The sequence below is a fragment of the Devosia ginsengisoli genome (assembly GCF_007859655.1).
In the GTDB taxonomy this organism is placed as follows: domain Bacteria; phylum Pseudomonadota; class Alphaproteobacteria; order Rhizobiales; family Devosiaceae; genus Devosia; species Devosia ginsengisoli.
In genome coordinates this window covers 3,300,161-3,319,233 of record NZ_CP042304.1, presented here as the reverse complement: position 1 = coordinate 3,319,233, position 19,073 = coordinate 3,300,161, and the positions used below count along the sequence as shown (strand labels likewise).

At 64.3% G+C, this 19,073-nt stretch carries 18 protein-coding genes and 3 pseudogenes; 5 read left to right on the top strand and 16 right to left on the bottom strand.

Annotated features, from left to right (window positions below; all coding sequences use genetic code 11):
- Nucleotides 1-51 precede the first annotated feature (51 nt).
- The 7 genes from FPZ08_RS16220 to htpX all read right to left on the bottom strand — a co-directional run bounded on the left by FPZ08_RS16220 (nt 52) and on the right by htpX (nt 9,387).
- Nucleotides 52-459 (bottom strand): metallopeptidase family protein, encoded by a 408-nt coding sequence (locus FPZ08_RS16220; RefSeq protein ID WP_146290967.1) that lies wholly within the window; start codon nt 457-459, stop codon nt 52-54.
- A gap of 10 nt (nt 460-469) precedes the next feature.
- Entirely contained in the window at nt 470-1,876 is a 1,407-nt protein-coding gene (gene leuC, locus FPZ08_RS16215) for a 3-isopropylmalate dehydratase large subunit (protein WP_146290966.1), read from the bottom strand.
- Nucleotides 1,877-1,968: 92 nt separating this feature from the next.
- Nucleotides 1,969-3,321 carry a lipopolysaccharide biosynthesis protein gene (locus FPZ08_RS16210; protein WP_146290965.1) on the bottom strand — a complete coding sequence of 451 codons (1,353 nt, stop codon included), beginning with the start codon at nt 3,319-3,321 and terminating at the stop codon, nt 1,969-1,971.
- Nucleotides 3,322-3,524: 203 nt separating this feature from the next.
- Entirely contained in the window at nt 3,525-5,111 is a 1,587-nt protein-coding gene (gene purH / locus FPZ08_RS16205) for a bifunctional phosphoribosylaminoimidazolecarboxamide formyltransferase/IMP cyclohydrolase (RefSeq protein ID WP_146290964.1), read from the bottom strand.
- A gap of 220 nt (nt 5,112-5,331) precedes the next feature.
- The gene (locus FPZ08_RS16200) at nt 5,332-6,927 is read right to left on the bottom strand and encodes a heparinase II/III family protein (RefSeq protein WP_146290963.1); all 1,596 of its coding nucleotides are present in this window, start codon (nt 6,925-6,927) and stop codon (nt 5,332-5,334) included.
- A 165-nt stretch (nt 6,928-7,092) separates the two neighbouring features.
- Entirely contained in the window at nt 7,093-8,394 is a 1,302-nt protein-coding gene (locus FPZ08_RS16195; protein ID WP_146290962.1) for an RsmB/NOP family class I SAM-dependent RNA methyltransferase, read from the bottom strand.
- 9 nt (nt 8,395-8,403) lie between these two features.
- On the bottom strand, nt 8,404-9,387 hold the full coding sequence (gene htpX, locus FPZ08_RS16190; RefSeq protein ID WP_146290961.1) for a zinc metalloprotease HtpX: 984 nt from the start codon (nt 9,385-9,387) through the stop codon (nt 8,404-8,406).
- A 94-nt stretch (nt 9,388-9,481) separates the two neighbouring features.
- On the opposite strand from htpX, the gene FPZ08_RS16185 reads away from it, so the two are divergent.
- Nucleotides 9,482-9,685, top strand: coding sequence for a DUF1674 domain-containing protein (locus FPZ08_RS16185; protein ID WP_146290960.1), 204 nt, complete (start codon nt 9,482-9,484; stop codon nt 9,683-9,685).
- 3 nt (nt 9,686-9,688) lie between these two features.
- On the opposite strand, the gene FPZ08_RS16180 is transcribed toward FPZ08_RS16185, so the two are convergent.
- From FPZ08_RS16180 to ccmA, 7 genes and pseudogenes are all read right to left on the bottom strand, one after another.
- Nucleotides 9,689-10,150 carry an SRPBCC family protein gene (locus FPZ08_RS16180; RefSeq protein ID WP_146290959.1) on the bottom strand — a complete coding sequence of 154 codons (462 nt, stop codon included), beginning with the start codon at nt 10,148-10,150 and terminating at the stop codon, nt 9,689-9,691.
- 4 nt (nt 10,151-10,154) lie between these two features.
- The gene (locus FPZ08_RS16175; protein WP_146290958.1) at nt 10,155-10,298 is read right to left on the bottom strand and encodes a Flp family type IVb pilin; all 144 of its coding nucleotides are present in this window, start codon (nt 10,296-10,298) and stop codon (nt 10,155-10,157) included.
- A 79-nt stretch (nt 10,299-10,377) separates the two neighbouring features.
- Nucleotides 10,378-10,911, bottom strand: a complete 534-nt coding sequence (locus FPZ08_RS16170) for a DsbE family thiol:disulfide interchange protein (protein ID WP_146290957.1) — start codon at nt 10,909-10,911, stop codon at nt 10,378-10,380.
- Nucleotides 10,912-10,984: 73 nt separating this feature from the next.
- A pseudogene (locus FPZ08_RS16165) lies at nt 10,985-11,056 on the bottom strand (hypothetical protein); the annotation flags it as partial.
- The gene (locus tag FPZ08_RS16160) at nt 11,053-11,814 is read right to left on the bottom strand and encodes a heme ABC transporter permease (protein WP_146290956.1); all 762 of its coding nucleotides are present in this window, start codon (nt 11,812-11,814) and stop codon (nt 11,053-11,055) included. The gene FPZ08_RS16160 and the pseudogene FPZ08_RS16165, both read right to left, overlap by 4 nt.
- A 116-nt stretch (nt 11,815-11,930) precedes the next feature.
- A complete protein-coding gene (ccmB, locus tag FPZ08_RS16155; RefSeq protein WP_146290955.1) occupies nt 11,931-12,584 on the bottom strand; it encodes a heme exporter protein CcmB in 654 nt (217 codons plus the stop codon).
- Nucleotides 12,581-13,216 (bottom strand): heme ABC exporter ATP-binding protein CcmA, encoded by a 636-nt coding sequence (ccmA, locus tag FPZ08_RS16150; protein ID WP_146290954.1) that lies wholly within the window; start codon nt 13,214-13,216, stop codon nt 12,581-12,583. The genes ccmB and ccmA overlap by 4 nt, the downstream gene beginning before the upstream one ends.
- 170 nt (nt 13,217-13,386) lie before the next feature.
- On the opposite strand from ccmA, the pseudogene acnA reads away from it, so the two are divergent.
- Nucleotides 13,387-16,060 (top strand): annotated as a pseudogene (gene acnA / locus FPZ08_RS16145) (aconitate hydratase AcnA).
- Between the two features lie 85 nt (nt 16,061-16,145).
- On the opposite strand, the pseudogene FPZ08_RS16140 reads toward acnA, so the two are convergent.
- Nucleotides 16,146-16,313 (bottom strand): annotated as a pseudogene (locus FPZ08_RS16140) (helix-turn-helix domain-containing protein); the annotation flags it as partial.
- Nucleotides 16,314-16,509: 196 nt separating this feature from the next.
- Here FPZ08_RS16140 and FPZ08_RS16135 point away from each other — a divergent pair.
- The 3 genes from FPZ08_RS16135 (at nt 16,510) to FPZ08_RS16125 (ending at nt 18,390) form a co-directional block, all read left to right on the top strand.
- Complete coding sequence (locus FPZ08_RS16135; RefSeq protein ID WP_146290952.1) at nt 16,510-17,247, top strand: DUF1223 domain-containing protein; 738 nt, start codon at nt 16,510-16,512, stop codon at nt 17,245-17,247.
- 325 nt (nt 17,248-17,572) lie between these two features.
- Nucleotides 17,573-17,926, top strand: a complete 354-nt coding sequence (locus FPZ08_RS16130) for a DUF2794 domain-containing protein (protein ID WP_146293239.1) — start codon at nt 17,573-17,575, stop codon at nt 17,924-17,926.
- Complete coding sequence (locus FPZ08_RS16125) at nt 17,923-18,390, top strand: hypothetical protein (protein WP_146290951.1); 468 nt, start codon at nt 17,923-17,925, stop codon at nt 18,388-18,390. The genes FPZ08_RS16130 and FPZ08_RS16125 overlap by 4 nt, the downstream gene beginning before the upstream one ends.
- Before the next feature lie 131 nt (nt 18,391-18,521).
- On the opposite strand, the gene FPZ08_RS16120 is transcribed toward FPZ08_RS16125, so the two are convergent.
- On the bottom strand, nt 18,522-19,019 hold the full coding sequence (locus tag FPZ08_RS16120) for a GNAT family N-acetyltransferase (protein WP_146290950.1): 498 nt from the start codon (nt 19,017-19,019) through the stop codon (nt 18,522-18,524).
- Between the last annotated feature and the right edge of the window lie 54 nt (nt 19,020-19,073).

Here is a 19,073-nt window from a genome sequence, read left to right as displayed (position 1 = left end):
AAATCCCAAGATTTACCGTTGGTTTACCTTAACAACGGCGGGCAGCATCGCCTAGTCGTGATCGGCGGCGGCTTCAATCGCTTCCATGTCTTCGTCGGAAAAGCCGAAATGGTGGCCCAGTTCATGCACAAGCACATGGGTGACGATTTCGCCCAGCGTATTGTCATCATGCTCGGCCCAATAGTCGAGAATGGCGCGGCGATAGAGAAAAACGGTGTTGGGTAACTGGCCGGTCTGCGGCAGGGCGCCGTCCTCGGTCATGCCGATACCGGAAAACAGGCCCATCAGCTCGAACGGGCTTTCCATGCCGAAGCCGTCGAGAATGTCGTCCTCGGCAAATTCGGCGACCGAGCAGGTGACATCGGCTGCCAGCGACCGGAACGGCTCGGGCAGCTCTTTTAGCGCAGCCGTGGCCAGCGCCTCGATGTCATCGAGGGTGGGCGCGAAGCGCGCCCCCAATCGTTTTGACTTACTGCCACTCGCGGATGTCGACGAAGTGGCCGGCAATCGCCGCGGCCGCCGCCATGGCGGGCGAGACGAGATGCGTGCGGCCCTTGAAGCCCTGGCGGCCTTCGAAATTGCGGTTGGAGGTCGAAGCGCAGCGTTCCTGCGGCTTGAGCTTGTCCGGGTTCATGGCCAGGCACATGGAACAGCCGGGCTCGCGCCATTCAAAGCCCGCATTGATGAAGACCGTGTGCAGGCCCTCCGCCTCGGCCTGATCCTTGACCAGGCCCGAGCCCGGCACGACCATGGCGCTGACTGACGAAGCGACCTTGCGGTCGCCGATCACGGCGGCGGCGGCGCGCAGATCCTCGATACGGCCGTTGGTGCAGGAGCCGATGAAGACCCGGTCAACGTCGATTTCGGTGATCGGCGTGCCGGGCTTGAGGCCCATATAGTCGAGGGCCCGCCATTTGGAGGCGCGCTTGTTTTCGTCCTCGATATCATCGGGGTTCGGCACGGCGCCAGTGACCGTGATGACGTCCTCGGGCGAGGAGCCCCAGGAGACGATGGGCGGCAGCTTGGCGGCGTCGAGCACGACCACCTTGTCATAGACCGCGCCTTCGTCGGTATAGAGCGTCTTCCAGTAATCGAGCGCCATGTCCCAGGCCTTGCCCGTCGGCGCGCGATTGCGGCCCTTCACATAGTTGAAGGTGGTCTCGTCGGGGGCGATGAGGCCGGCGCGGGCGCCGCCTTCGATGGTCATGTTGCAGACCGTCATGCGGCCTTCCATCGACAGCGAACGGATGGCCTCGCCGGCAAATTCGATGACATGGCCATTGCCGCCGGCCGTGCCGATCTCGCCGATGATGGCGAGGATGATGTCCTTGGCGGTGACGTGGGGCGGCAGCTGACCATCGACACGCACCAGCATGTTCTTGGCCTTTTGCTGGATCAGCGTCTGGGTGGCCAGAACGTGTTCCACTTCGGACGTGCCGATGCCGTGCGCCAGCGCGCCAAAGGCGCCATGGGTCGAGGTATGGCTGTCGCCACAGACAATGGTCATGCCGGGCAGGGTGAAGCCCTGCTCGGGGCCGACGATGTGCACGATGCCCTGGCGCTTGTCGAAGGGGTCGAAATATTCGATGCCGAAATCCTTGGTATTCTCGGCGAGAGCGGCGATCTGGATGGCGCTTTCCGGGTCGGGATTGGGCAGGGAACGGTCGGTGGTGGGCACGTTGTGGTCGACCACGGCCAGGGTGCGTTCGGGGTGACGCACCTTGCGGTTGTTCATGCGCAGGCCCTCGAAGGCCTGCGGGCTCGTCACTTCATGCACAAGATGGCGGTCGATATAGAGCAGCGAGGTGCCGTCCTCGTTGTTCTGGACCAGATGGTCGTCCCAGATCTTGTCGTACAGCGTGCGGGCCTTGGTCATAGCGGTCTTCCGGCAGGGAAAGTTTGGAGTGGTTCTAAGCCGGGAAGGGCTTGATGGTCAAGCATAACCGTACTCATGGGTACGGCTCGCGGTCAGGCCGGGCGATCCACGGCGCGGCGCACCGAAAAGGCGCCGAGCAGGCTGGTATCGAGCCCGATGCGCTGCCGACACCACAGGGCGATGGCAAGCTGGGCCACGATGCGCGCGCCCATATTGGCGGCGGCAGCACCGACAATGCCGAAGATCGGGATGACGGCGATCTGCACCAGGAAGCCCAGCCCCATGATGATGCCGAAAATGCCGACATAGGCGCGCTCATGGCCCGTCATCATCATGACGATCTTGGAGGGGCCGGTGGCGGCGTCGAACAGCAGGCCCAGCGCCAGCAGCACCAGCACCAGCGTGCCTTCGGCATAGGCGGGGCCGAAGAAGCTGAGCACCCATTCGCCCCAGAAGGCGAAACCGGCGAAGATCACCAGCGAGAACAGGAAGCCCGCCCAGGTGCAGAGCGCAATGATGGCCTGGGCCTGGCGCATCTGGCCGGCGTGATAATGCTCGGCCACCATGGGGGCGATCACCAGTTCGATGGCGAAGGTGAAGAGCGTCATCAATCCGGCGGTGCGGAAGGCGTTGAAGTAGACGCCCGAGCTTTCGAGATCGAGCATCAGTCCGACCAGGATCACGTCGGCATTGAGCGCGGCGGTTTCGATCAGGGCGCCCAGCATCAGCCAGCGGCTGATACCGCCCCAGCGCTGCCAATAAGACCGCACCTCGCCCATGGCGGGGGCCAGCACGTAATCGGCGCGCCGCGCCTGCCAGAATTGCAACGCCAGCATGCCCGATAGCAGTGCCGCCGACAGGACCAGCGCATCGGGACCGCTGAGCACGATGCCCAGGGCAAAAAGGGCTAGTACGGCGGCGGGCAAGGCCAGGCGCCAGAAGATGTCGCGCGGCACCAAAGCGGTCCATAGCGAGCCCTGGGCGCGCAGGGCCGAGGAATTGTATTCGGCCAGAGCCATAGGCAGCACGAGGAAGGCGGCGCCGTAGAAGTGGCTCGCCGTATCCTCCAGCGTGACGAATTGCAGGGTGACGAAAACCACCGTGGCGAGGCCGAGGCTGGCGATGATGCCGGCCAGGATGGTGAGCGTGGAGCCCGAGCGGACGGCAGCTATGGCGGCCTGCTTCTGCCCAGCCACGCTTTCCTGCGGCCAGAGGCGCAGGATGGCCATGGGCTGGCCCACGCCGGCCGCGATGGCCAGCACGGTGGCAATGGCCAGGCCAAAGGCGAAATGGCCGTATTCGTCCGGCGTCATGGTGCGCGAGAGCGCAACATAGGTGAGATAGGTCAGGCCCGCCGTCGCGACCTTGATGCCCAGCGAGCCGAAGGAGCGCCACAGGCCGGTATGCAGCAAAGCCGACAGGTCGGAGGGAATAGGTAGCCGCATAGAACGCCTCGGGATCGCGATGCCGCGACCCCGTCAATCTGCCATGCCAGTCTTAGGAAGCTCTTACCTGGCTGGTGCAGAGCAGATTACATATTGGTAAGGTCGGCGCTCCTGGAGGACCTGGGCCCTGCGAGCGTAGCTCTCCAGGCCTAGCTGCCTAAATTCGCTCCACCGGAGCGAATTTGCGCAAGGTGCGCCGGCGGCTAGTGCCGGAAGTGGCGCATGCCGGTCATGACCATGGCGATGCCGGCGGCATCGGCGGCCGCGATGACTTCATCGTCGCGCATGGAGCCGCCCGGCTGGATCACCGCCGTGGCGCCGGCCGCCACCAGCGCTTCAAGACCATCGGCGAAGGGGAAGAAGGCGTCCGAAGCCGCGACCGAGCCCAGGGTCAGGGCGCCTTCGATGCCGGCGGCCTTGGCTGCGTCGATCGACTTGCGATGGGCGGTGAGGGCGGAATCGACTCTGCTCATCTGCCCGGCGCCGATGCCTGCCGTGGCGCCTTGCTTCACATAGACAATGGCGTTGGACTTGACGTGCTTGGCCACCTTGGCGGCAAGGCGCAGGTCGGCCATTTCGGCCGCGGTGGGCTGGCGTTTTGTGACGACCTTGAGGTCGCAATCGTCGACATTGCGGTTGTCGCGGCTCTGCACCAGCAGGCCGCCGGCCACAGACTTCACCACGAGGCCATCGGCCTTGGCATCGGCCAGGCCGCCGGTCAGCAGCAGGCGGAGATTTTTCTTGGCGGCGATGATGTCCTGGGCTTCCTGCGTCGCCGAGGGGGCCACGATCACTTCGGTGAAGACCTTGACGATCTCGGTGGCGGTGGCGGCGTCGATCTCGCGGTTGGTGGCGACAATGCCGCCAAAGGCCGAGACCGGGTCGGTGCGCAGGGCATTCTGGTAGGCGGTCAGCAGGTCGCTGGCCACGGCCACGCCGCAGGGATTGGCGTGCTTGATGATGGCGACGGCAGCGACCTGCGCCGGGTCGAATTCGCTGACCAGCTCGAAGGCGGCGTCGGTGTCGTTGATATTGTTGTAGCTCAGGGTCTTGCCCTGCACCTGGGTGGCGGTGGCAACGCCGGGGCGGCTTTCGCCATTGGCGTAGAAACCGGCCCATTGATGGGGGTTCTCGCCATAACGCATGACTTCGCGCAGGGAACCGGCAAAGCTGCGGTAGGGGATTTCGGGATAGTCGATCGCCCTGGCGAACCAGGTCGAAATGGCGCTGTCATAGGCGGCGGTGCGGGCATAGGCCTTGGCGGCCAGCTTCTGGCGCAGGGGGTAGGGCACGCCGCCGGTTTCGCTGATGGCGGCGAGGATTTCGGGGTAGTCGGCAGGATCGACGACCACGGTTACATAGGCGTGGTTCTTGGCGGCGGAGCGCACCATGGCCGGGCCGCCAATGTCGATATTCTCGATGATATCGTCATAGGACGCGCCCGAGGCGACGGTCTTTTCGAAGGGGTAGAGATTGACCGCAACGAGGTCGATGGCGCCGATTTCGTGCTCTTGCATGGAGGCGGCATGGTCGGGTTTGTCGCGGACGGCCAGCAGGCCGCCATGCACTTTGGGGTGGAGCGTCTTGACGCGGCCATCCATCATTTCGGGGAAGCCGGTGAGGTCGGAGATCTCGCGGACATCAAGGCCGGCATCGCTGATCAGCTTATGCGTGCCGCCGGTGGAGACCAGTTCCACGCCGGCGGCGCTGAGACCTCGGGCGAAGTCGGCCATGCCTGACTTGTCGAATACCGAAAGCAGTGCCCGCCCGACCTTGACCGTCTTGCTCATGAGGATGTCTCGCCCTGTGCTGTGAGTTGCGCGCTCGCTAGCACGAAGGTGGCGAAAGGCCAATGCATTATGTTGCTGGGCATCGGGCCTCCCACGCACCGCCGTCTCCCCCGGACTTGATCCGGGGGGTCTCTCGCCGCTTGTGACGTGTTGAGAGTGACCCGCGGATCAAGTCCGCGGGCGGCGATTGTGGGTGGGGACAGCGGTGGACCAGGAGCCGTCAGCTCTGCTCGAGCGTAAAAATCCATGCCACTTCCGCATCGGCGGCGACATCGGCTTCCAGCACCAGCTGGCGCGTCTTGTGGAAGCCGAGATAGGCCGATTGGCGCACGCTTTCCTCTTCGCGGAACTGGGCGCCTTCCCAGAGGAAGCTCCAGACCGCGCCATTGGGCAGCACCAGCCGGACAATGCCCTCGCCGCGATTGCGGCGCACCATGACGCCGGGCGCAAGATGGAAGCGAAGGGCAAGCAAACCCGCAGGCATGCCTGTGCCGATCATACGATCCTGCCCGACCAGGGTCGTACCGCCCGAGAGCAGCGTCAGCCGCCGTTCGAGCGCGACGCCGAACGGCTTGGCATAGGCATCGGTATTCAGCGTCAGCAGATGGTCGGCCGAATCCAGCGCGATGGTCGGCGTGCCGCCGGTGGCATCCTCGGCATCGATGGTGGGGCCGGAATGGGCCACGCCCTGGCGGAACAGCGCCTTGCTGTCGGGCAGGTCTGATGGCGCGGGGCCGCAGGAGCCCAGGATCAGCTCGCTGCCATGGGAGAATTCGAAGGCCAGGGCGCTGGCATGGAGATCGCCCGCCAGGCCCGGCTCGGGCACCAGCCCGGAATCGGCGATGACCACCGCCTCGCCGTCCCGCAGGATGCCATAGCCGCCCAACAGCATGGAGCGCTGCCGCCGATTGGGGCCATTGGCCTGGATGGCGATCAGCACGTCATGGGGCAGGTGGCCGCAGCCGTTGAAATAGACCGGCTCGCCGCTCGACAGGGTCAGTGCGTCGAGGCTTTCGTGCATGCGGTCGATCTGCGCGCCGAGCTCATTGCCGGCCTCCGATTTCACGGCGGCAGCAATGCGGCGGATGCTGACCAGGTCGACCAGCAGCTGCATCTGCAAGCGCGGATTGCGCGATTTGTGCATACCGTCGGCGTCGAGCTGGTTGGCCAGCAAGGCATTGAGCAGTTCCACCCGGCGGGGCACGTCGGTCTTGTCGTCCTGCTCGCAATGCTCGGCGCCCAGCAGGGCAATGGCGGCAAACAGGGCATCGGCCGGATTGCCGGCCAGGGGCCCGCGCACCTTGAGGCTCTGGATCTGCGCGCCCAATACGCGCTGCACCGTGCGGGCCTCGGGTTGCGTGGCGCCATCGAGCAGCAGCGGCAGGTGGCGCAGCCAGTTGAGCACGCGCTGTGCGGTCAGCGCCGGGTCCCAGGTATCGTGCTGGAACTGGCCTTCGCGGCCAATCCAGTCGAGCACCAGCATGCGGGCAAAGCGCTTTTCGCCGGGGTCTCGCACGTCGCGGAAATGGCGCAGCCAGGAAAAGCCGTGCAGGTTGAGCCACCAGTCGAGGTGTTCGACATCGAGGCTGAAGGGCGAGGCGCCGCCGGTCTCGACGAGCTTGGATGCCAAGAGGTATCGGCCGGCCATCATGTCGCGCACGGCGTCGCGGTCGGCGGGGCGGAATTCGGGCAGTTCGCCGGCAAAGGCATCATCGGCCAGCCCGCGCCAGGTCCAGCGCAGGATGGGCAGCGTCACCACCGTATCGGCAAAGCCGAAGGCGAAGCGGCGCAGGGCATGGAGAAGCGGTGGCGCCATCAGCGCACCCGCTTCCGCCGTGCGGTATCCGCCAGCGTTGCTTCGTCTCTGCGCGTCAACGACCCATTCCCTGTTCGGTGCCCTCCCCCAACGGCACCATCAGTTTGTTTTTTCAGAGACCATTTGAAAAACTCCAATCGCCGCAGCGCGTTCTCAAACAGTCCCTCAGCGGCGGCGGAAGCGCGCCACGAAGAACCCGTCCATGCCGCCATCGCGTCCACCCGGCGCCATGCCGGGATGGGTCCGCACCAGACCACGTCCCGTCACGGCGGTTTCGAGGCCCGGCAGTTCGGCCGGCGTCACCGGCCAGAGCTCCAGGCCGGGCAGGGCGTCGAGCGCCCATTCCACCTGATTCTCGCCTTCAGCCGGCTCCAGTGAGCAGACGCAATAGACGAGCACACCTGATGCATCAAGGCAGCGGAAGGCGTTGGCGAGCAGTGCGCGCTGCAACCGTACCCTTCCGGCAACATCGCCGACCGAGCGGTGCCAGATCACTTCGGGGTGGCGGCGGAAGGTGCCGGTGGCGGAGCAGGGGGCGTCGAGCAGGACGCCGTCATAGGGCGCTGATGGGGCATAATTGCCGGCATCGGCCACCACGGTTTCGGCCGTATAGTCGAGCCGGGCGAGATTCTGCTTGAGCCGCTCCATGCGGGTCGCGTCGCTGTCGAGCGCCGTCACCTGGTAGCCGGCCTTGATGAGCTGGGCCGTCTTGCCGCCCGGCGCGGCGCAGAGATCGAGCACGCGGCCGCCCTTGGTGGCGCCGAGCAGGCGGGCCGGGATGGCGGAAGCGGCATCCTGCACCCACCACTGGCCCTCGGCAAAGCCGGGCAGGGCTTCGACCGGGCGGTCGCGTTGGTCGATGCGCACCGAATCGGCGATGAGCTTTTCGGCGCCCAAAGCGTCGATCAGTTCGGCATCTGATGTCTTGAGGGTGAGGTCGAGCGGGGCGCCTGCCAGCAGCGCGGTGGAGAAAGCCGATATCGCCTCTTCGCCATAGGCATCGAGCCAGGTATCGCCGAATGTATCTGGTATCAGCAGGTCATCGCTGAGCATGCCGAATTTGGCTGAATTGGCCTGGGCATTGCGCAACACGGCATTCATCAGCCCGCTCAGATGGCGCGCCTTGGGGTCGCGCTTGGTGGCTTCGACGGCCAGGAACAGCGCGCTATGGGCGCCCAGATCGGGCAGGAAGACCAGTTGCGCTAGCGACAGGCGCAGTACGGCTTCGAACGTGCCGGATTTGCCCGGCATGCCCTTGTCGAGCAGGGTATGGATGATGAAATTGAGCTGGCCCTGCCGGCGCAGGGCGGTGGTGATCAGCCGGTTGGCCAGGGCGCGGTCGCGCCCATCCGCCAGTTCGGCCGTTGTCAGCGGCGAAAAATTGTCGCCGGCCAGCACGTTCTTCAGTCGCTGTGCGGCAACGAGGCGGAGCTTGAGCCCCGCCGGATCAGGTTTGTTCTGCGCCACGCTTGTTCTTTATCCCCAGGGACCGCGTTGTCCGCCGTCCTCGTCGGTTCGTCCGACGGTCGGCACGCGCCAGCCGCCGCCAGTGTCGCGGCCGGTCGAAACCGGAGCAGGGCGGGGCTGAGGCCTGCGGTCCTTATCGGCTACCTGCATGCTCGCTGCAAGCTTGCGCAGGGCCTCGATGCGATTGCCGGTATCGGGATGGGTGGCAAAGAGGTTGTCCATGCGCTGCCCGCTGAGGGGGTTGATGATATACATATGGGCCATGGCCGGGTTGCGCTCGGCCGCGATATTGACCTGCCGCCCGGCGACACCGGCGATTTTCTGCAGGGCCGAGGCGAGGGCCAGCGGATCGCCGGAAATCTCGGCACCGTCCTTGTCGGCCTCGTATTCGCGCGTACGGCTCACCGCCATCTGCACCAGCATGGCGGCAACGGGCGCGAGGAACACCATCAGCAATGCGCCGATGCCGCCCAGCGGATTGTCGCGATTATTGCCGCCGCCAAAGAACAGGCCGAACTGCGCCAGAGCCGAAATGGCGCCGGCAAAGGTGGCCGTGATGGTCATAGTCAGCGTGTCGCGGCTGCGGATATGGGCCAGTTCGTGGGCTATGACGGCCGCGACTTCGTGGGTTTCGAGATGCTTGAGCAGGCCCGAGGACACGGCGACGGCGGCATTGTTCGGACTGCGGCCGGTGGCGAAGGCATTGGGCTGGTCGGTATTGATCACATAGACTGCCGGGGTCGGGATGCCGGCCTTGCGCGAGAGAATATCGACCATGTCGTAAAGTTCGGGCACGCGGCTCCGCTCCACGGGCACGGCATTCTGCATGCGCAAAACCAGCTTGTCGGAATTCCAGTAGCTGAAGAGATTGGTCACCAGCGCGAAGAGGAAGGCGATCATCATGCCTGATGTGCCGCCGATGAAATAGCCGACGACCATGAACAGCGCCGTCAGTGCGGCCAGCAGGACAGTGGTGCGAAACGCATTGAACATCAGGGGCCCTTGGGTTCGAGTTCTCGAGCAATTATGTTGTGTGGGAAAGGGTTCCATGCAAGCGGCATGACCAAATCGTAATCCGGATATGACGATGAGCGACGAAGAGACAGTCCAGGAGACCCCGCGTCCGCCCCTGAGCGAAGCGGCCAAGCGGGCCCTGGCCGAGGCCAAGGCGCGCCGCGCGGAGATCGACGCCAAGGGCGCCTTTGCCCCCAAGGAACAGGGTGGCCGTGGCGGACTGGAGCCCGGGCGCTACGGCGATTGGGAAATCAAGGGGTTGACCAGCGACTTCTGAGGGCTAGCCCTCGACGAACCGCGCCAGATTGGCCAGCGAGGCGGCCATGCCTTCGGCGTGATCGGCCGGGTTGATGCCTTCGGGCACGTTGGCGGCAATAATGCGGACTTCCGTGCGGTCACCGGCAGGAACCAGTTCCCAGGTCATTGTCATGGTGCCGGCAAAGTGCGGATCGTCGGAGACGAAGTCGATTTCCTGCACGACGCGCCGGTCGGGCACCAGGTCGAGGAAGCGCGCGGCGACGATGTCCTCGTTGGCGCCGCTCTTGCCGGCCACGGCCGGATCGTCATAGCGCAGGGTCATGCGATACTGCCCGCCGGGCCTGGGATCGAATTCGGCCAGGGTGCCGGTCATGCCGGTGGGTGGCAGCCATTGCAGCAATTGTCCTGCATCGACCATGGCCTGGTAGAGGCGGCTGGCGGGCGCGGCGATGAGGCGGGAAGCGGTATCGGTGCGGCCGGCCATGCGGTCAGCCGACGATATCGGCGAGACTGAAACCGGCGGCGGAAACGGCGACAGTGGTGGCGACGGTCAGGATGGCGGCAATCAGGCCATATTCCACCGGGGTAATTCCGGCTTCATCGCGGATAAAACGCAAAACAACAGACAACATGAGACGCTTTCGCAATAGGTCGTAGGCGGACCATGCCCCGGTCTGGCTGAATATAATCTGAACGGACGCGCGATTGATACTAGTTGCGGGCCTTTTCGATGGCCGGCAGCAATTCGGTCTGCATGGTTTGCGTGGTCAGCGGTCCGACATGCTTGAAGGTGATGATGCCCTGCGCATCGACCACGAAGGTTTCCGGCACGCCATAGACACCCCAGTCGATGGACACGCGGCGGTCGCGGTCGGCACCGACGGCGTCATAGGGATTGCCCAGTTCGGCGAGGAAGGCGCGGGCATTTTCCGGGGCGTCATTCTGATTGATGCCGAAAAGGCGCACGCCGGTCAGGTCTTTGAGCGCGACGAGAAGAGGATGCTCGTCGCGGCAGGGAATGCACCAGGAGGCAAAGACATTGACCACGGTGACCTGGCCCTTGAGACTGGCCGTATCGAAGCCCGGCACGCCCAGTTCGGGCACTTCGTCCATCGCGAAGGTGGGGGCGGGCTTGTCGATCAGCACCGAACGCACCAGGCCCGGATCGCGGTCCATGGACGTGGCGAAGATCGCCACCAGGGCGATCAGGGCGATCAGCGGCAGGGCAAAGAGGGCGAAGCGCATCAGCGGCGGCGGGTTTCCAGCGCCGCGAGTTTTTCGCGGTGGCGCGGGCATCATAAAGTGTCCAGAAGATCAGTCCGGCCACGCCAATGGCGACGCCGATATAGGCCCAGATGATGAAGACGGCGTGGGGTCCGAGATCGATCATGCCGCGCTCCCCTGCGCTGCCTTGCGCTGCAGGGTCATCACACGGCGGCGCCGGACTTCGGTATGCATGGCCTTGAGCTGCAGCGTGATGAACAGGAATGTAAACGCGAAGAACATCACGAAAAGCGGGGTGAGGATCGAGCCGGGCATGGTCGGTCCATCAGCGCGGAACACTGATGCCGGCTGGTGCAGGGTGCTCCACCAATCGACCGAGAATTTGATGATCGGGATATTGACCGCGCCGATCAGGGTGAAGACGGCAATGACGCGGGCGGCGCGCAACTGGTCGTCGAAGGCGCGCCACAGCGCGACGATGCCGAGATAGATGAAGAGCAGGACCAGCGTCGAGGTCATGCGCCCGTCCCATTCCCAGAACGTGCCCCAGGTGGGCCGGCCCCACAGGGCACCGGTGAAGAGGGCGAGTGCGGTGAACAGCGCGCCCAGCGGGGCGGCCGCCTTCATCGATACATCGGCCATGGGATGGCGCCAGACCAGGGTGCCGAGCGCGGAAACCGTCATCACGCCATAGACGAACTGGCTGAGCCAGGCATTGGGCACGTGGACATACATGATGCGCACGGTATCGCCCATCTGGTAGTCCTCGGGCGAATTGAAGAAGGCGAACCACAGGCCGACCACGAAGAGAATGGCGGTCAGAATGGTCAGCGGCCAGAGCAGGGGCGTGGTCCAGGCGACGAATTGCCCCGGATGGGCGATCCGGTTCCACCAGCTCGGCTTGGGTGTCGTGTCTATGCTCATGATCTCAGTAGACCTCATCCTGAGCCTGTCGAAGGACGAGGTCGTGGCACAAGGCCTCCACTCGCCCGACCTCGTGGTTCGACAAGCTCACCATGAGGTCTCGGGGCAGTTATGCTCTAGTCTTCACCCGAGCTTATCGCAAGGGCGGCCACGAAGGGAGCCAAAGCCGTGGCCATGAGGCTCAATGCCGCAAGAAACAGCAGCGCGGCAGAGGATTGACTGGCGCTGATACTGCCCGTGCCGAAGATCAGCACGGGGATGGAGAGCGGCGCGATGAGGATGGGGGCGATCAGCCCGCCGCGCCGGATCGATACGGTTACCGCGGCGCCGACGGCACCGAAGGCGGCGAGGGCGGGGGTGCCGACAGCCAGTGAAACTAGCATGCGCCAGAAGGTGGCTTCGTCCATGGCCAGCAGCATGGCGAGGAAGGGCGAGGCGATGATCAGCGGCAGGGCGGTCACTAGCCAGTGGGTGATCAATTTTGCGGCAATCACGGCGCTGAGCGGCAGTTCGGCCTGCCGCAGCAGGATCAGCGAGCCATCTTCGTGATCAGGGCGAAACAGCCGGTCGAGCCCCAGCAGCATGGCGAGGAACGCGGCGATCCACACCATGCCGGGGGCGATGCGGGCGAGCAATTCCCGATCAGGCCCCACGGCGAAGGGCACGATGGCGCCTGTTATGATGAAGAACAGCACCAGCGTCAGCACATCGCCGCCGCCGCGCAGGGCCAGGCGCAATTCGCGGGCCAGCATGGCGCGGAAAGCGGTCATGGCCGCGCCCCCAGCACCATTGTTTCCATCCGCGCCGGATCGGGCAGGGTGATGGGGTCGTGCGTCGCCGCAATGGCCAGGCCCCCCATGTCGAGATGCCGGTCGAGCAGGCGCGTCACCAGGTCATGGCCTTCGGTATCGAGCGCCGCGGTGGGTTCGTCCAGCAGCCAGAGCGGGCGCAGGCTCACCAGCGGCCGGGCCAGAGCCAGCCGCCGCGACTGGCCGGCCGAGAGATAGCCGGCATCGAGGTCGCCCAGCTGACCCAGCCCGACCTGCTCGAGGGCCTCATCGACCGGCATGCCGGTCGCTCCATTGACCGCAGCCCAGAAGCCGAGATTTTCGGCTACGGTCAGGCGGGGCTTGATGGCGTTGCGGTGGCCGCAATAATGCAGGCTCGGCCCGGCTTCCGCATTGGCCCCTTCAAGGGCGAAAAGACCATCGAGCGGCGCGACGACACCAGCCAGGGTCAGCAGCAAGGTAGTCTTGCCCGATCCGTTGGCGCCGCGCAGCAGGAGGCAGCGGCCGGCCGTGACGGAAAAATCCAGCTCACGCGTCAAGGCCATGCTGCCGCGCCCGCAAACGAGGCCGGAAGCGACGAGGCTCAGCGGAGGGAAGACTTGCCTAGACGTCATGACCCCTTCTCGTATTGAACCTAAGGTCAGGCTGGCAAGCCCAATCGCAATTCTCTATAAGCCCTTATAGATTGGATTCATTCCAGGAAAGGCAGCGCTGTTGAGCGGTTTACGGGCGTCTCGTCCGGGCCGGCGCGCCGCCGCAACCGAACAAGATTAGGGCGGAAACCATGACCTCGGTAAACAGCTTCAAGTCGAAATCGACCCTCGATGTGGGCGGTAAGACCTACACCTATTATTCCATCGAAAAGGCCGAGCAGAACGGGCTCAAGGGCGTTTCGGCCCTGCCGCATTCGATGAAGGTGGTGCTGGAAAACCTGCTGCGCTTCGAGGACAACCGCACCGTCACCAAGGCCGATATCGAGGCGGTGGCCACCTGGCTCACCACCCGTACGTCGGAACATGAAATTTCCTACCGTCCGGCCCGCGTGCTGATGCAGGACTTTACCGGTGTGCCCGCCGTGGTCGACCTGGCCGCCATGCGCGACGCCACCGCCAAGCTCGGCGCCGATCCGCAGAAGATCAACCCGCTGGTGCCGGTGGATCTGGTCATCGACCACTCCGTCATGGTCGACAGCTTCGGCACGGCTTTGTCCTTCGGGCAGAATGTCGAACTGGAATATGAGCGCAATGGGGAGCGCTATGAATTCCTGCGCTGGGGCCAGTCGGCCTTCGACAATTTCCGCGTCGTGCCCCCGGGTACCGGCATCTGCCACCAGGTGAACCTGGAATATCTCGCCCAGACCGTGTGGACCAAGGACGAGAATGGCGAAACCGTCGCCTATCCCGATACGCTTGTCGGCACCGACTCGCATACGACCATGGTCAACGGCCTGGCCGTGCTGGGCTGGGGCGTAGGCGGCATCGAGGCCGAGGCGGCCATGCTGGGCCAGCCGATCACCATGCTCATCCCCGAAGTCGTGGGCTTCAAGCTGATCGGCAAGATCAATGAAGGCATCACCGCCACCGACCTGGTGCTGACGGTCACCGAGATGCTGCGCAAGAAGGGCGTGGTCGGCAAGTTTGTGGAATTCTACGGGCCGGGCCTCGACTATCTCAGCCTCGAAGACCAGGCGACCATTGCCAATATGGCGCCCGAATATGGCGCGACCTGCGGCTATTTCCCCGTCGACAGCGACACGCTCAAATATCTCACCACGTCGGGCCGCGACCCGCAGCGCGTGGCACTGGTCGAAGCCTATAGCCGCGCCCAGGGCATGTTCCGCGAGACCAATTCGCCCGACCCGGTCTTCACCTCGACGCTCGAACTCGACCTCACCACCGTCGTGCCCTCGATCTCGGGTCCGAAGCGCCCGCAGGATCGTATCGCGCTCGACAATGCCAAGCAGGCCTTTGCCGCCGCCCTGCCCAAGGAATTCGGCAAGACCGACACGCCCAAGGTGCAGGTCGAAGGTACCGACTACACGATCGGCCATGGCGACGTGGTGATCGCCGCCATCACCTCCTGCACCAATACGTCGAACCCATCCGTGCTGGTCGCGGCGGGCCTCGTGGCCCGCAAGGCGCGGGCGCTGGGGCTGGATTCCAAGCCCTGGGTCAAGACCTCGCTGGCCCCCGGTTCGCAGGTGGTCACCGACTACCTGACCTCGGCCGGATTGCAGGACGACCTCGACGCCATCGGCTTCAACCTGGTCGGCTATGGCTGCACCACCTGCATCGGCAATTCCGGCCCACTGCCGGCAGAGATTTCCAAGGCGGTGCAGTCGGGCGACCTCGTTGCCGCCTCGGTGCTGTCAGGCAACCGTAATTTCGAAGGCCGCGTGAACCCGGATGTGAAGGCGAACTTCCTCGCCTCGCCGCCGCTGGTCGTGGCCTATGCCCTGGCCGGCTCGATGAATATCGACATCACCAAGGAGCCGCTCGGCACCTCCAAGGACGGCAAGCCGGTCTACCTCAAGGATATCTGGCCCTCGAACCACGAGGTCGCCGAGATCGTGCGCAAGCACGTCACCAAGGAAATGTTCCAGGGCCGCTATTCGGACGTCTTCAAGGGCGACACCAACTGGCAGAATATCGTCATCGAAGGCGGCCAGACCTATGGCTGGAATTCGTCCTCGACCTATGTGCAGAACCCGCCCTATTTCGAGGGCCTGACCATGGAGCCCAAGCCGGTCACCAATGTCGAAAAGGCCAAGGTGCTGGCGCTGTTCCTCGATCTCGATCACCACCGACCACATTTCCCCGGCCGGCTCGTTCAAGGCCTCGACGCCTGCGGGCAAGTATCTCGAGGAGCGCCAGGTCGCGCCGCGCGACTTCAACTCTTACGGCGCCCGCCGCGGCAATCATGAAGTGATGATGCGCGGCACCTTCGCCAATATCCGGATCAAGAACCAGATGCTTGATGGCGTCGAAGGCGGCTACACCAAGGGCCCCGATGGCTCGCAGATGGCGATCTATGACGCCGCCATGGCCTATCAGGCTGCCGGCACGCCGCTGGTGATCTTCGCCGGCAAGGAATATGGCACCGGCTCGTCGCGTGACTGGGCGGCCAAGGGCACCAACCTGCTCGGCGTGCGCGCCGTGATCGCCCAGAGCTTCGAGCGTATCCATCGCTCCAACCTGGTCGGCATGGGCGTCATCCCGCTGCAGTTCAAGGATGGCGAGAGCTGGCAGACGCTGGGTCTCGACGGCACCGAGACCGTCGATATCGACGGCGTCACCGAAATCGCGCCGCGCGCCAAGGTCAATGTGCGGATCACCCGCGCCGATGGCTCGGTGGTCAATGTCGAAACGCTGTGCCGCATCGATACCGCCAACGAGCTCGACTATTACAAGCATGGCGGCATCCTGCACTATGTGCTGCGGAGCCTGGTGGCGGCGTAAAACCGCAGACCGCTGCCACTTTGCTGGCGATCCGAAAATGCAAAAGGCCCCGCATGCGGGGCCTTTTTCTTTGCTGTCGTTTCGGTCAGGGAATGTCGAAACCGCGCTCGGAATAGTCCTTGAGCTTGTTGCGCAATGTCCTGATCGAGATCCCCAGTATCGCGGCGGCATGGGTGCGGTTGCCGTTGGTTTGCCGCAGGGTCGCGAGAATCAGACTCAGTTCGACGTCGGCGACGGGTAATCCCACCAAGGCCTCGGCGGCCGAGATATCGGGATTGAAGTCCTGCATATCCTATCACTTTCTGAGCCCCCAGGTCCTGCTCAGAACGGGTTTAGCATTGCCCCTAATGGTTAACGAAAGATAAATATCGCGCAGTCGGACGGCAAAAGACGTCTCTCACCCTCTTTTGACTAGCGGGCTTCCGCCGGCCCGGCTTACAACCTTGCCCATGACGCTCAAACCTCTCTTTGGCGCCGTTCTCGGCCTTGTCACGCTTGCCTCACTGGTCCAGCCGGCCAGTGCCGAAAGCATGCGCGCGCGCCCCAAGGCGGTGGTGGAATTGTTCACCAGCCAGGGCTGTGCCCAGTGCCCGCCGGCCGATGCGCTGCTCACCAGCCTCGCCGAAGCCGACGACGTGGTGGCGCTCGCCTATCACGTCGATTACTGGGATTATGTCGGCTGGGAAGACACGTTCGGCAACGAGGATTTCTCCGATCGCCAGCGGGCCTATGCCAAGAGCTGGGGATCGTCGCGCATCTATACGCCGCAAATGGTGGTCAATGGCGCCAAGGGCGTGGTCGGCTCGCGCCGCAACGAAGTGCATGGCGCGATCGATGGCGCCAGCCTGCCGCTGGCTGTCCAGATTGCCCGCGATGGCGACATGCTCAAAGTGGCCATTCCGCCCGATACGAGCCTGGACGATGCGGTGGTCTGGATGGTCACATATCTCGACCGGGCCGATGTCACGATCGAAAAGGGCGAGAATGCCGGCAAGGCCATGGTCTATACCCAGGTGGTGACGGGGCGGCAGGCGTTGGGCATGTGGGAAAGCGATAGCGGCGCCGATCTCAAGCTGCCGCTGCCCGAAATGCTCAGCGAGGGCAGCACCGGCATTGCCGTGATCGTGCAGCAGGAGCGCAATGGCCTGCCGGGCCCGATTCTGGGCGCGGCGACTTACGAACGCTGAGTTTGAGTCACAAAAATCCCGCCCCTGGGGGCAGGGACGGGAAAGTCTGACTGGTCAACTCAAATAAGGCGGCTGACACCCAGGCTTCTGGGTTTGGGGGCTCGGTCGGCCCGGGTGCCAGCCACTGGAGGCAATGACTGAACAATGCCGGGCCATTCTGGCGCGTTCACGGACAGAATGTGACCGAATTGGGGTTTTTGCACCCGCCAACTCGCCCTTGCATCATCAGGCGAATACCGCAATCATGACAGTGCGTTGACGCAGGAATCTGTGGGAGCAGAGCCGACCGGTGCAGGGCCGCACGCCGAGTGACAAAACCGTCAGCCTGTCGCTGGTTCATGCCAGCGAGGCTTTGTCGAGCCCGGCATCCAGCAAGCTGCCCGCCATCGTCACCTTTGATCGACGCGAACTCCAGCTCATTCTCAATGTCTATGGCCGCAAGGTCGCCGCCGGCGACTGGCGCGACTATGCCATGGACTTTTTGCGCGAGCGCGCGGTGTTCTCCATCTATGCGCGGGTTTCCGAGCGCCCGCTCTTCATCATCGAAAAGACGCCGCGCCTGCGCAACCGGCAGGGGCAATATGCGGTTACCAACCAGCAGGGGCGCATCCTCAAGCGCGGCCATGACCTGGCCCAGGTGCTGCGGGTGCTCGACCCTCAACTGGCGGTGGTGGGATGAAACATCTGGCATTGGTCATTGCGGCGGGCTTGGTCTCGATCGCGCCGGCCGCGGCGCAATGGGGCGGCGGCTACAATATGGGCACGATCGGGGTCAGCGGTGGCGATGAAGCCGGTGGCATGATCATCATCAATTGCGCCGAAGCGGGCAATCCGGTGGTGCCGCAGGGTGCGCTCAGCATTTTCCTCAAGCCGGCAGCCGACAGCGCCATCGGTCAGGCCAGTCCGGGTCAGTTGAGTTTCAACGTCGATGGCACCGACATCGTGCTGCCGGTGAGCGACGACAAGGGCGATGGCTTCGTCTTCGACAAGACGCCCGAAACGCTGGCCGGAGCAAGCCAGCTCATCGACCTGCTCAAGGCCGGCGACAGGCTCACTGTCACTGCCGGCGGCAGCGCGATTGCCACCATCGACCTCGCCGGCGCAGGCGCCGCACTGGACGGCATCGAAGCCTGCCTGGTCTAGGTGCGGTTATCCGACAAGCGGTTTCAACAGACCTCATCCTGAGCCTGTCGAAGGACGAGGTCGTGGCACGCAAGCCTCCACTCGCCCGACCTCGTGGTTCGACAAGCTCACCATGAGGTCTTTCTTGGGTCTCAGAGCGCCAGTTGCAGATGCACGATGTCGTGCCAGCGGTCGAATTTGAGGCCGACGGAATCGTAGCGACCGACGTGGCGGAAGCCGAATTTCTCGTGGATGGCGATGGAATTGGCGGTGTCCGCGGTGATGACGGCGATCATCTGCTTGAAGCCGAAGGCCCGCGATTGTGCGATCAGCTCGGTCAGCATGCGCCGGCCGAGGCCCTTGCCCTTGGCATCGGGGCGCAGGTAGATCGAATCCTCGCAGGTGAAGCGATAGGCGGCGCGCGGCCGGTAGAAGCTGGCATAGGCATAGCCCAGCACGTCACCATCGGCCTCGGCCACGATCAGGGGGTGGCCCAGCGCCACCAGGTGGCCGAATTTCTCGGCCATGGCCGGCTCGCCCGGCGCCTCGGTGTCGAAGGTGATCGCCGTTTCGTCCACGTAATGCTTGTAGATGGCGGTGAGGGCGGGGGTGTCGCGCCATTCGAAGGGGCGCAGGATAGCGTCTGACACGGGTTGGCTCGGCAAAACAAAGGGACCGCAACCCTTTTAGGCTGCGGTCCCCGA

What these genes read in the sequence shown, in the direction of transcription:
- leuC (WP_146290966.1), bottom strand. Translation starts at nt 1,876, where the DNA reads ATGACCAAGGCCCGCACGCTGTACGACAAGATCTGGGACGACCATCTG.
- FPZ08_RS16210 (WP_146290965.1), bottom strand. Translation starts at nt 3,321, where the DNA reads ATGCGGCTACCTATTCCCTCCGACCTGTCGGCTTTGCTGCATACCGGC.
- ccmA (WP_146290954.1), bottom strand. Translation starts at nt 13,216, where the DNA reads ATGACGTCTAGGCAAGTCTTCCCTCCGCTGAGCCTCGTCGCTTCCGGC.
- FPZ08_RS16180 (WP_146290959.1), bottom strand. Translation starts at nt 10,150, where the DNA reads ATGGCCGGCCGCACCGATACCGCTTCCCGCCTCATCGCCGCGCCCGCC.
- FPZ08_RS16175 (WP_146290958.1), bottom strand. Translation starts at nt 10,298, where the DNA reads ATGTTGTCTGTTGTTTTGCGTTTTATCCGCGATGAAGCCGGAATTACC.
- FPZ08_RS16135 (WP_146290952.1), top strand. Translation starts at nt 16,510, where the DNA reads ATGACGCTCAAACCTCTCTTTGGCGCCGTTCTCGGCCTTGTCACGCTT.
- FPZ08_RS16160 (WP_146290956.1), bottom strand. Translation starts at nt 11,814, where the DNA reads ATGAGCATAGACACGACACCCAAGCCGAGCTGGTGGAACCGGATCGCC.
- FPZ08_RS16170 (WP_146290957.1), bottom strand. Translation starts at nt 10,911, where the DNA reads ATGCGCTTCGCCCTCTTTGCCCTGCCGCTGATCGCCCTGATCGCCCTG.
- FPZ08_RS16125 (WP_146290951.1), top strand. Translation starts at nt 17,923, where the DNA reads ATGAAACATCTGGCATTGGTCATTGCGGCGGGCTTGGTCTCGATCGCG.
- htpX (WP_146290961.1), bottom strand. Translation starts at nt 9,387, where the DNA reads ATGTTCAATGCGTTTCGCACCACTGTCCTGCTGGCCGCACTGACGGCG.
- purH (WP_146290964.1), bottom strand. Translation starts at nt 5,111, where the DNA reads ATGAGCAAGACGGTCAAGGTCGGGCGGGCACTGCTTTCGGTATTCGAC.
- ccmB (WP_146290955.1), bottom strand. Translation starts at nt 12,584, where the DNA reads ATGACCGCTTTCCGCGCCATGCTGGCCCGCGAATTGCGCCTGGCCCTG.
- FPZ08_RS16200 (WP_146290963.1), bottom strand. Translation starts at nt 6,927, where the DNA reads ATGGCGCCACCGCTTCTCCATGCCCTGCGCCGCTTCGCCTTCGGCTTT.
- FPZ08_RS16185 (WP_146290960.1), top strand. Translation starts at nt 9,482, where the DNA reads ATGAGCGACGAAGAGACAGTCCAGGAGACCCCGCGTCCGCCCCTGAGC.